The organism is Kosmotoga sp. DU53 (genome assembly GCF_001639905.1).
GTDB lineage: Bacteria > Thermotogota > Thermotogae > Petrotogales > Kosmotogaceae > Kosmotoga > Kosmotoga olearia.
In genome coordinates, this window is the sequence record NZ_JGCK01000015.1 from 114,872 (window position 1) to 126,824 (window position 11,953).

Annotated in this window: 10 protein-coding genes, 1 pseudogene and 2 CRISPR repeat arrays; of the genes and pseudogenes, 9 read left to right on the forward strand and 2 right to left on the reverse strand. The window is 38.4% G+C overall.

The window, feature by feature from the left end:
- The first annotated feature begins 215 nt into the window (after positions 1–215).
- The 8 genes and pseudogenes from cmr1 to DU53_RS02470 all read left to right on the forward strand — a co-directional run bounded on the left by cmr1 (position 216) and on the right by DU53_RS02470 (position 9,210).
- Positions 216–1,553 carry a type III-B CRISPR module RAMP protein Cmr1 gene (gene cmr1, locus DU53_RS02435; RefSeq protein WP_063727253.1) on the forward strand — a complete coding sequence of 446 codons (1,338 nt, stop codon included), beginning with the start codon at positions 216–218 and terminating at the stop codon, positions 1,551–1,553.
- Between the two features lie 92 nt (positions 1,554–1,645).
- Positions 1,646–3,925 carry a type III-B CRISPR-associated protein Cas10/Cmr2 gene (cas10, locus tag DU53_RS02440; protein WP_161484731.1) on the forward strand — a complete coding sequence of 760 codons (2,280 nt, stop codon included), beginning with the start codon at positions 1,646–1,648 and terminating at the stop codon, positions 3,923–3,925.
- On the forward strand, positions 3,922–5,016 hold the full coding sequence (cmr3, locus tag DU53_RS02445; RefSeq protein WP_063727256.1) for a type III-B CRISPR module-associated protein Cmr3: 1,095 nt from the start codon (positions 3,922–3,924) through the stop codon (positions 5,014–5,016). Before cas10 ends, cmr3 begins: the two co-directional genes overlap by 4 nt.
- On the forward strand, positions 5,013–5,825 hold the full coding sequence (gene cmr4 / locus DU53_RS02450) for a type III-B CRISPR module RAMP protein Cmr4 (RefSeq protein ID WP_063727257.1): 813 nt from the start codon (positions 5,013–5,015) through the stop codon (positions 5,823–5,825). Before cmr3 ends, cmr4 begins: the two co-directional genes overlap by 4 nt.
- Entirely contained in the window at positions 5,825–6,202 is a 378-nt protein-coding gene (gene cmr5, locus DU53_RS02455) for a type III-B CRISPR module-associated protein Cmr5 (protein ID WP_082853763.1), read from the forward strand. Before cmr4 ends, cmr5 begins: the two co-directional genes overlap by 1 nt.
- Positions 6,189–6,437: a hypothetical protein gene (locus tag DU53_RS02460; RefSeq protein ID WP_063727259.1), complete on the forward strand. Its 249-nt coding sequence runs from the start codon at positions 6,189–6,191 to the stop codon at positions 6,435–6,437. Before cmr5 ends, DU53_RS02460 begins: the two co-directional genes overlap by 14 nt.
- A gap of 13 nt (positions 6,438–6,450) precedes the next feature.
- A pseudogene (gene cmr6 / locus DU53_RS02465) lies at positions 6,451–6,975 on the forward strand (type III-B CRISPR module RAMP protein Cmr6); the annotation flags it as partial.
- Between the two features lie 601 nt (positions 6,976–7,576).
- A CRISPR array of direct repeats spans positions 7,577–8,076; the repeat unit is 31 nt; unit sequence GTTTGGAAAGAACCATAGTGGTATGGAAACT.
- Positions 8,077–8,676: 600 nt separating this feature from the next.
- Positions 8,677–8,907: direct repeats of the CRISPR family, unit length 30 nt; unit sequence GTTTGGAAAGAACCATAGTGGTATGGAAAC.
- A 135-nt stretch (positions 8,908–9,042) separates the two neighbouring features.
- Positions 9,043–9,210, forward strand: coding sequence for a hypothetical protein (locus DU53_RS02470; RefSeq protein ID WP_161484732.1), 168 nt, complete (start codon positions 9,043–9,045; stop codon positions 9,208–9,210).
- 519 nt (positions 9,211–9,729) lie between these two features.
- Here the strand turns inward: DU53_RS02470 and DU53_RS02475 are convergent.
- Positions 9,730–10,287, reverse strand: coding sequence for a hypothetical protein (locus DU53_RS02475; protein WP_063727265.1), 558 nt, complete (start codon positions 10,285–10,287; stop codon positions 9,730–9,732).
- Positions 10,288–10,457: 170 nt separating this feature from the next.
- Between DU53_RS02475 and DU53_RS02480 the strand changes: the two genes are divergently transcribed.
- The gene (locus tag DU53_RS02480; RefSeq protein ID WP_082853764.1) at positions 10,458–10,919 is read left to right on the forward strand and encodes an ACT domain-containing protein; all 462 of its coding nucleotides are present in this window, start codon (positions 10,458–10,460) and stop codon (positions 10,917–10,919) included.
- 236 nt (positions 10,920–11,155) lie between these two features.
- On the opposite strand, the gene DU53_RS02485 is transcribed toward DU53_RS02480, so the two are convergent.
- Complete coding sequence (locus DU53_RS02485) at positions 11,156–11,812, reverse strand: MFS transporter (RefSeq protein WP_082853765.1); 657 nt, start codon at positions 11,810–11,812, stop codon at positions 11,156–11,158.
- Positions 11,813–11,953 lie beyond the last annotated feature (141 nt).

Genomic DNA, 11,953 nt, shown 5'->3' on the forward strand with positions numbered 1-11,953 from the left:
CAAACTTCTTGCTTGTGAAGATCCCAAAAACGATAAAACTGTCGGTGCAGAAATAAACTCGATTGTGAGCTTAGTTGATAGTAAACAAATACAGGAAAGAAAATTTTTCATAATGCATTTGAACGTCCTTTTCGATTTATCTAATTTACCTACTTTATTAACTGTATATTTAATTTATTGTTTATTTAAAAAACGCATGAACAGGGAGTGATTATATGGAGATTACAGTATTAAAGTGCAAAACCATCACACCAATGTTTTCGAGAGGGTTAGTACCCAAGGGACAATTATACCCTTTCGAATTGAGACCTCAAAGTGTTAAAGGAGTTCTTCGTTTTTGGTTTAGAGCTTTAGCTCCATTTCTTATTGGAACGGATAACATTTTTAAACTCAAAAAACTTGAAGAAGAAATATTTGGTTCTACTGAACGAAAAGCCCCCTTCGCTTTATCTGTTGAAATAAAACAATCTAATTTTAGAAATGCTTTGAATCTTATCAGAGAAAGACCCTACAAATATGCTTTCAATTATTGTCTCTATGGTGTAGCGGGTCAAGGAGGATCGTTCCCTTATACATATTTGGACGCAAATTCCGATTTCAACATCGCTTTGAAATTCCAAAAAGATGTTCCAAAATCACTCATGAAATTAATCATCTCGATATTTGAAATAATTAGTTACTATAGTGGATTCGGTGCTAAAACACGAAAGGGCTTTGGCTGTTTTTCAATTGAAAATATCGATGAATTATTGGCTGACAATAATTTGCCTTCTATTGAAGATCTTTTTGACAACAAGACAAAAAGTATCTCCTTACGCGAGCTGAAAAAGAGCAATAAAAGTGGGGAAAAAACCAACAGTTTCACTAATGATTCACCTCTAAATAATGCGATAAAGAACTTAAAAGATTTCATAGAAGAGATTGATCCCAAAGCTGAACGTTTTCAAATAAAGTTAAGAAAGCGCGAACAGGATCTAATACCCCAGGATTTTCCTACCTTAGTGTATTCACAGGAGACAATCATCGTAGAAGGTGAAACCTCCTGGAAAAATGTGATTATGAAAATATTTAGACCCCGTGGACCTGATGGACGGGCAAGAGGTTTTTATACAAAATTAAAATTAAATAAATTAAGAGGGTTTCGCCGCAACGATGATATTCTCAACACATTTAGAAATACGATAATGAAAGGGGAAGAATTACCAGAGTCCACAATCATTAAACCTTCAATTTTGGGATTACCCCTTCAATATCAAAGAGTAGATATCAATCCTAGAAAAACAGGAAATAAAACAATTTTAATTAACAATGGAGAAGAAGGTGATCATCAACGAAAAGCTTCTCCACTATTTTTATCTATTCATCGTTCTTCAGATAATACATACTTTGCGAGAGCGTTATTAATGTCAAGCAAAATTTCTCAAAATAGAGATCCTTTTGGAAATGCTGAATTAATTGTCAAATATAACGGGAAGTCTTACCAGGCTCTCGGATACGAAAACTTTAATAAACTCTGGAAAAACATTGAAAAAAAGAACAGGAGTGGTTACTAATGAATTGGGAACGAAAAATCGCTGCATTAATGCATGACCCTCTTACTAAAGCATATGACATAGTAAATCACGAAAACGAAGCCAGAGCACTTTTGGGAATTTTAGATATACCCTATCAAAGAGGGAAAGAAGACCACATAGCCAGCGAAATGGATAGAATTCCATTGCCATTCCAAGTAAGAGGAAAAAAAATAATCGTCCCCCTTGAAGATCTAAAGGGATTTAAACACCCACTTTCTGCCTCACTATTAAAAATATTGGATAAAGATCTATTACCAGATCACGATAATGCATTCAGGACCCTCAAAGATAACCTCAGAAAAATCAAAGAAAGCAACCCAGAAAACGAAAGACTATTCCATGCGCTCTGGTGGCATCTTCCAGATCTAATTGATATGGCTTCTTTCCTACCAGCTGACACCAGATATCCCAATCACTCAATAGTTGACCATCTTGAAGCCACCTCTGCCCTTGCTGGATGTATTGAAGGCAAATTAATAAAAGCAAGCCTTATAAGTGTTTCAATAGGTCCGGTTCAAAGCTTTATAGCTGCTGCTAGAAAGACCAAAGATTTATGGGCGGGCAGTTATCTTTTGTCTCTTCTAATATATGCGGGTATTGAATATATCGGTCAAAATTACGGATTTGACAGTATAGTATTCCCATCCGTAAGAAATACCTCATTTGTCAAAGATTCACTTAAAGAATGGGACGTAAATCTAATTGATGAATTCCAAAAACTTCCGAACCCAACAAAAAAAGTAGCTTCTCTTCCAAACAGGTTTGTAGCGATAGTACCAGAATCTGAAACAGCCCCCGTTCTAAAAAATATTGAAAATGTAATAAAAGAGCGGTGGAAAAATATAGCAAATGAAGCTTTAACCAAACTTAGAACCCAAGATGCAATTATCGATGACTCATACCTCGAAGAACAACTGAACTCCTTCCCGGAAATATATACCACTAGCCAAAAGATTCTTTATCCCTATGAAATTAAAGACGTGATAGATGACTTCTATTTTGACAATGAAATAGACGAAGATATGAATTTTCTCAAAAAAATAGCTAAGGAATGCGGTGGCTATACACCTGATGCTGGCGCATTCTATAACTACACGTACAGGTTGCTCAGAAGTAAGATGGACGCTGTAAAAGCGATAAGACCTTTTAAATATTTTAAAGATGCTTCAATGCATAACGGAAAAATGTTGGATGGCGACAGTCTGGCAGGCGATATGAAAGCTATTGTGGAAATAAAAGATGTAGAAAAAATAGACAAACTGAGCACAATAAACGCCATCAAGAGAACCTATGCTGAAAATATAAAATTCCCCTCAGTAGATGAACTCAAAGATAAAAATGAATATGGACTCAAGAAAGTTTTTCCTGAAATTTACGAAGAAATGAGCAGTTTTAAAAACTCCTATTTTGCGATCCTTATTATGGATGGCGACAGAATGGGAAAATGGGTAAGTGGATCGAATGCACCAGAAGTGAAGGAAATACTTGAAGGTACAATTACTAACGACGCTTTGAAAAAACTCCCTGAAGATATCAAAGAATGGTTATTTAACCGAAAAATTGTAAATCCTTCTTACCATAGGTCAATATCACGTACGCTGAATATATTTTCAACTATCGTGGAGCATATCGTAAAAGCCTACGGTGGAGAACTTGTTTACTCCGGTGGAGATGATGTGCTTGCATTCCTTCCAGCAACTTCCGTGCTTCAATGCGCAAACCAAATTCGAAAAGTCTACTCAGGAGTTGGAGGAATAACATTTCAAGTAAACGGGAAAAAATATTTGTTCAAAGACGAAATTCTTTGGATAAACAAAATCCCTTACGCCACAATGATGGGAAGAACAGCAACAATGAGCGCTGGTATTGCTGTCGTAAACCATAAATTCCCATTGAGAAGCGCGCTTGAAATTGCAAGATCATCCGAAAAAAGAGCAAAAGATTTCTACGGGAGAAACAGTTTTGAGATTTCCGTTGTAAGACGTTCAGGCCAGATAACATCTCTGGGAAGTGAATGGGATATAAACAATTTCGACGTAATTTCAGAACTTACTGATCTCATTAATGTTCTGCACAAAGAAAAAGTCAGCATGAGATCACTCCGAAAACTTGAAACTTCGTATTCTAAAGAAGAAGGTCTCTTTCTCGAAAAAAAGGAAATTTTAGAGCATTACATTGCATACGTTCTTAAAAAATCTGAGATAGGCGGAAATAGAGAAATTGTAAAAGAAAAACTAAAAGATTTCTACAAAATCTTCTTCAGTGCTGAAGATAAAAAATGGATGTGCATTTACTTACCACTTTACTTAATTCTCATTCAAGAGTTCCTCTTGAGAGGTGATGAAAGATGACATACGACGTAATATATTTTGAACCCGAGGATTGGCTTGCTTTCAGAGATAATAGAGCCTTTGAAATCGGTGGTAACGGCAAGGTCTCTTTACCAAAAATAGAAACCTTTATCGGTGCCCTAAAAACGGCCATTCTCAGAAAAAACGGAATTGATCCCAACAAAGAAATACCAAAAGAATACAAAGAAATCATAGGAGACAGCCAAACGGCTGGAAAAATAGAAATTTTCGGACCATTCCTATTCAAAGAAGATAAACACTATTTTCCAATTCCATTGGGGTTGTTCGAAGAAAAAATAGATACAGAAGACGGAAATAAAGGAGATAATGATGAAGCAAAAAAGAAGTACGGATTCATGCAACCTCATAAATCTCTAAGAAAGGAATACATGGGCTATGAATTGAACCTACCATGGATACCTTATATGAAAGACGGAATCGAACAACCAGAGGAACAACTAATCGAACTCAAACAACTTGAAAATCTAAAAGCAGGAAACATAGAAAACATACAACTAACCAAAACAGAAGAACTGTTCAAAGTGGAAACTAAAGTAGGAATTAAACTAGAAAAAAAACTGAAAAAAGCTGAAGAAGGTAAACTCTATTCCATCAAAACGTTCAGATTCATTGAAGGTGCAGGTTTTTTCTGCTTCGCTTCCCCGGATACACCCCGACTACTTCAAGGCATTGATGAAGTATTCCTTGGTATGAAACAAAGAAGCGTAAAGATAAGATTTGGAAAGATTCAGACAACTCTTTTTGATACCTTGCAAGATGGCAAGGCAGCTGTTGTTTTGCTTACTCCATCTATTTTCAAAGGAGGCTTCATTCCTGAATCGAAACGTTTGTTTGATACAGAAATAATCTCTGCAATTATAGGAAGAAAACAAGCCATCAGTGGTTGGGACATTTTAAATAACCAGCCAAAACCAATTTACCATGCTGTTCCTGCTGGTTCGGTATATTTTCTGGACGGCAATCCTCAGGAAAATCCTTTCAACTCCAGTGTGTCGGATGAATTTTCAGATTTTGGATACGGGAAGTATTTTGTGATGAATTGGGATTATATAAGGAGGGATAACAAATGAGCAAAATGGCTTTTTACCTTTATGCAGAAACACAAATTCATGCCGGGAAAGGAGCAGACGTTGGAATAGTTGATCTCCCAATTCAAAGAGAAAGAACAACAGGATTTCCTGTCATACAGGGAATAAAAGGATCCCTTAGAAATTCCGGGCTTATAAAAAACAAAAACGATGAAATTGAAATTTTTGGCAGTTCTCCAGAAGAAAAAGGTGCCACCAAACCAGGAAATGTAGCATTTTCAGAAGCAAAAATATTGCTTTTTCCTGTACGGAGCCCTGAAAGAGTTTTTGTCTGGGTTACCTGCCCTATGGTGCTTCACAAATTCAAAAGAATGGCAGACATGGATCTTGACACCCCCGAAGTACAAGACTGCGAAATCGCATATGTTTGTGATTCCCAAAATGGCGAAAATGAAATCTGGATAGAGGAATTTAAATTGAGTACCAAAAAAGATGAGAAGGTTTCCAAAATTGCCGAAGTACTATCTGAATGTGCTCCAGATGATTATATAAAAAACAAAATCAAAAGAGATCTAATAATCGTCAGCGACAAAATGTTCCAAAGAATCGTTAGGTCAATGACAGAAATAGTTCCAAGAATCAGAATCGGGGAAAATGGTGTAGTTCAAGATCGCGCTCTTTGGTACGAAGAGTATTTACCTCAAGATACCGTTATGTATTTCGTTGCCCGTGAAATCATGCCTGGAAAGGAATCATTAAAAAAATTGGACACTCTCAACAACAAAGTGATCTCAATAGGTGGAAAAGAAACAGTTGGAAAGGGTATTGTAATGATTAAGAAGGTGATATAATGCTGGTTCACGAATGGGCAAAAGAAAAAATCAAAGAAGTTAAAATGACATCTCACGAAAAACAAAAAAGCTATAAACAGGAAATTAAAGGTCTCGGAAGCATGATCGTCCAAAATGGATTATACGGAACTCTGGCTTTTTACAACGTGAAAAAAGAGAAAAAAGAGTTCGAAGAAGTTGCAAAAGTAATCGTTAAACAATTGAAAGATCTTGCAAGTACTTATCTAAACATCAAAGACTTTGATCAATTTCCCCCGTTGGAAAACGAGAAATATTTAAGAGCCCAAGAACTTGCAATTGAAGCGGTTTCCTGGCTTAGAAGATACGCTGACATCCTCATTAAGGAAGAGGAGGAAGAAAAAAATGATAACTCCTGATGAAATAAGTACTTTAAAAGAAAAAAATAAAATCAAAAATGCTTCCCTCTACTTCAATAAATACCTTGGAATAATGGAAAGAAACTCACATTCAAAAAATTTATCCGAACCAAAACAGATAATGGAAACAAGTACAATATGCAGCAAATACGATGAAAAACTTTTAAAGAGTTTGATAGAAAGAAGAAAAAAAATCACAGAAAAAATACGGAAAAAACAAACATGTATTCGATAAAACCTTAACACTTGCTTACAGATTGCTCGTTGGATCTGGAAATCCTTCAATACTCGAAGTAGGATTTACTTTTTCACGAAATTACGGTATTCCCATTATCCCAGGAACAGCGATAAAAGGAGCTTTCACACACTATATCCGGGAAGAGTTGCCAAAAGAACACATTTTGCGAAAAAAGGAAATCTTTAGAAAACTCTTTGGCACAGATATAGATGGAATTGATCATGTAAAGGGGATTCTAACATTTTTAGATGCAATACCAGAGAGGTATCGTATAAGCATAGATATAGTCAATAACCATTTCCAACCCTATTACATGAAAGATAACAAACCACCAAACGATTGGTACAACCCGAATCCAGTTACTTACCTTGTTGTTGAAGAAGGAAGTCGTTTCAGATTCACGATCTTATCGACAAATGAAATTGAAGATGATCTCAAGTCGGAAGTAAAGAAAGAATTTCTAAATTTCCTACGAGATTATGGGATCGGTGCAAAAACTTCTTATGGTTATGGGTTGTTCAATAAAACAGACTAATTCCAACATAAAATTATTTCTCCTCACCCTTAGCCCCTCTAAGAGGGGCTTAATTTTTTATTTACAAAACCTTTCTCGTTTTCCAAATTCAGTCATTTGACTTCACTTTGTAACACTCCTCCGTAATCGACTATTATTCTCATTCACAAACGTTAGTTCGCTTTCCGTATTGTCGGATCTCTGTTAAATTACGTTACGTTTGTTACCGTCAGATGTTAAACACTCGTTTTATACATCGTTAAATCGTACTATTTGCATTTTTATTAGTTGCTTTCAGAGCTTAATGCATTTGTCACAGACCTTCGTCGAATCAACCGTCCGGTAAAATTTTAGGCCTTTAGTTTCTATTCTTGCTCACCAACGCTATTTAGATAATTTCTAAAATTCTTAACAGAGATCCGACAAATCCTTGGTCATTTGACTGTCAACTCGTTTACATTCACAGGGTTTACGGTATCCCGCTTCAGATAAAGCACTTATACCTATAAATCCCCCCCGGATTAACTTTATAGAAATATTTGTCCCCTCAAACAGCAAAAATTCCCAAATTCCCTTGACTTAACGCATTGCTTTCCCTTATAATTTCCTTGTAATATATACTGTTTGGAAAGAACCATAGTGGTATGGAAACTGATAACCATCGGGAGCATTCATCTTCAAATTGCCGTTTGGAAAGAACCATAGTGGTATGGAAACTTCCACACAGATTCCTTTATTCTTGCAGCCTCATCGTTTGGAAAGAACCATAGTGGTATGGAAACTCAAATTCATCGAGAACATCTAAAAGAAAAGTATTAGTTTGGAAAGAACCATAGTGGTATGGAAACTGCTTTCCAGTCATCAAGTTCTGGAGGGCACCAATAGTTTGGAAAGAACCATAGTGGTATGGAAACTTTTCTTTTTTTGTGTTCTTTGATTCATTCCAGGAAATTGTTTGGAAAGAACCATAGTGGTATGGAAACTGAATTCGCTAAGAAATATTCCCAAAGAAGAGATTTCTAGTTTGGAAAGAACCATAGTGGTATGGAAACTTCAAGGATTAAGCCCCGGTTTTCCGGGGCTTCCATGTTGTTTGGAAAGAACCATAGTGGTATGGGTGGCCTGCAGCCGGATCAGCACGCTTCGCGTGGTTACGACTGGCTTCGCCAGTGTTGCGAACTCCTGCGGAGTTGTTTCGAACTGCTTCGCAGTGGCTATGCGTTCCTGTGGAACGGCTTTGCGCCTTCGGCGGATTAGAACATGCTTTAGTCCGGCTCGAAGAGCCGCACAGCCGCGACGAAGGAGCACAAGTCCACACGTAGTGTGCTAGTCCTGACGAAGTCAGCATGGCGCGTACGCTCTTCGCGCCTCGAAAGAACCATAGTGGTATGGAAACTTATATATCCAAGCTTTCTTGTATATGTGATCATTTAGGTTTGGAAAGAACCATAGTGGTATGGAAACCTTTCTGCGCAAGTGGGAATAGCTTCACATGTACCGGTTTGGAAAGAACCATAGTGGTATGGGTGGCCTGCGGCCATGAGGCTTGCGGACGCTGTCAGCTGATGGAGCGACGTTCGAAGACTGAGGCTCACAACGTTGAAGTAAAAACCAGTTATGCGAGCTGTTACAGCAGCCTTGCAAGCGTCGGCCTCTGCAAGCGTCATCCTTGTAAGCGTCCGGAACGAAGTTCCGCACTTCAGCGCACGTTCCTTGCGCTTCGTTTGGAAAGAACCATAGTGGTATGGAAACTTAATGAACCTCTCGATAACCGCGGAGACCGTCTCGTTTGGAAAGAACCATAGTGGTATGGAAACCCTGAAATGTGTCGATATCGTTCTCGACACATGCTTTGTTTGGAAAGAACCATAGTGGTATGGAAACACGTAAAAATAACCAAGTTTATTATCACCATACTCATAAGTTTGGAAAGAACCATAGTGGTATGGGTGGCCTGCGGCCGGCTGCGCACGCTTCGCGTGGTTACGACTGGCTTCGCCAGTGTTGCGAACTCCTGCGGAGTTGTTTCGAACTGCTTCGCAGTTGTATCACGCCTACGGCGGATTAGATTATGTTTTTTCCGCCTCAGTGAGCTACCAACCGTGGCTTGGAAGATCCCTCACAGAGATTGTCATCCTGAACTTGATTCAGGATCTCGTAGTTAAGAGGCACAGATTCTGGATAGAAGATTTCCAGAATGACAGTGGCGGATTAAGATTCTGGATAGAAGATTTCCAGAATGACAGTGGCAGATAAGATTCTGGATAGAAGATTTCCAGAATGACAGGTATCCGTTGACTTCTAAAGAATGACAGTGTCTGAAGCTTTCAAGACGTAGTCAAGCACTTCAGCAGCGTAGCTGCTTTCCGCCGCAGGCGCACATCAACTGCGCAGCAGTTCGGGTCAACTCCGAAGGAGTTCGTGACAACTCTGAAAGAGTTCGGATCAATCCCAAAAGGGATTCGTATCCGCCGCGAAGCGGCTCTCTCGGTTCTCGGGTCTCGGACTCTCGTGTTTTGGATACGGAAAGAACCATAGTGGTATGGATGGCCTGCGGCCGGCTGCGCACGCTTCGCGTGGTTACGACTGGCTTCGCCAGTGTTGCGAACTCCTTCGGAGTTGTTTCGAACTGCTTCGCAGGTGGTAAGATCTTTTTTGGAATAAAGAAAAAAATTACCAGTATAAAAACAAGGGCACAGCATGCTGTGCCCCTGCGTTAGAAAATCTTAGATTCTCATTTTTTCAATATCCTAAACCCGCTCTTCTCTAAGTCCATCAATTATCACCACTAAAAGGGCTAACTTTAATCTCACCTGAAAAGCTTAATGTTATTGTTGATGGTGCAGTTGTTGCAGCTCCAATATAACTTACCAAATAAGCAGCTCCGCCGTTTTCATTCATTAATGGAAGTAAATTTGCAATTGGCTCTATCTCTGTGGTGAGTTCGATTGTTGTTTCCTGGTTAGGTTCGATAACTGCATCGACTATTTTGTCAGCCTCAGCTTCTGAATAATCAGTTATTGAAAGATACATTCTCATTGAAAGCGGTGTTGAGTCTGTCGTTTCCCAATAGATGTTCAGGTAAAGCTTGATATCGTCTATGTAAGGATTAAGAGGTAATTCCAATTCTTGCGAAAGATCGTTCACAGATGGTATCGGCAATTCCATAGTCTCAGACGAGCTTACCGTGACTCCATAAGTGGAAGGAATTCCAATTTCCACTGGCTCAAAAAGCCCATCCGGTAACGCCACCCAAAAACTGATCCAGCTCAAACATCCACTAAAGGTCAAGACAACCAGGATTGCGAGGAAAATAACCGTCTTATTTTTCACTTTCATCACCTCCTTCTTTAACTCACCAATATTATACAAAACTCATCTCAACTACTCAAATCCCCGAAAACTAAAATCTAAAGGTTTCTCAAAGAAAGTTTCGTATATCGAATCCTTTCAGCCTGCTGCTAGAGTGTAAACTTAAAGAATTTATGATATATTCGGAGAAAATGTCAGACAATTGTACATTTATAAGCGAAGCTGTTCAAATATGTGAAAGGATTGGGGAGCGGAACTGTGTTAGAAAAAAGCTGGTAATAACCATATTAAAAGGAAAATATGCAGTTTGCAAGGTAGATAATGTCGCATCAATTCTTGACTTTTCCAAAAATAGCGAGTTTTTTTCAATAACAAAGACAGCTGACCAAGTTTCCATCGTATGTTCTCCGGATATTATCCACGCAAACGAATTTGAAAGCGAAAAGAACTGGAAAATAATGAAACTTGAAGGACCCCTGGATTTTTCACTTGTTGGAATTCTTGCCTCTATCAGCACAGTTTTAGCTAAACGAGACATAAGTATATTTGTCATTTCCACATATGATACAAACTACATTTTGGTCAAAGATGAAGACTTAGAAACGGCAATAAATGCTTTGTCTCATGAAGGATACAAAATTAGAAAAATCTAGTTGTCAGTCGTTACTTGTTAGCAAGCAGCGATGTAAGAAAATGCTGCATGGTTTATACCTGAAATCGCCAGCAACAATCAGTGCTGATAAACTTGCGTCGGGTAATGTTGTTAACTTCGCCATCAAAGGAATTCGCTCTCTAAAAAATAGTTGTTGCAAACAATTTTATTGTCACAGGCAATTCCGACCTCTGTTGCTGTCAAACTTCTTTATCAGCAGTACATGTTCTTTCAAATTTATGGCAATGCGTACTTCTTTTTGAGAACTACGGATAAAATCACACCTATTGCTGTCATTATACCCGCGGAAATAAACGCAGGAGTAAAACTTCCCGTAACATCAAATAACCATGAACCTACCACGGGGGCAATAGCACCGATTCCAAAGGCTGTAAATACCAATCCGTAGTTGGTACCTAAGTGTTTCGTTCCAAAACATATGGAAGTCAGTGTCGGGAAAAGCGCCAATGTTACAGCAAACCCCCATCCCAAAAAAGCAGCTGCGATATACAATGACAAATGATCTACTACAAAGGTAGGGAAGAATATAAGCGTCATTGCCTGTATGATGTAAATGATGAGCATAACCCATACGACACCAAATTTATCGCCCAAATATCCTGCTACTGGTCTGCCAAACCCATTAAAACCTGCAAAAATGGACGTCGCTATTGCAGCCTCTATGGGAATTAAGCCAAGGATTTTTTGACCATAAGATGAGATAAGTCCAAGAGATATAAATCCCCCCGCAATCACTAGAGCAAAGGTTGTCCATATAAACCAAAACACAGGACTTTTAAGCATTTCTCTCGGTGTGTGTTCTCCTCTTACTATCACCTTGTCGACATCGATTATAAAATAGTAAAAACGTCGGTCAAAAATGAGCAAAAACATCGGTAAGAATTGAGTAGTAACATCTGAATATCTCAGATAGAAAAGGAGGTATTCAGATGTTAAACGGAAAAGCAGGTCTTTGAAATCAGAATATTGTACAGAGAGGGGTTAAGCAAGCTAGCAATAGCCAGGCGCCTTGGC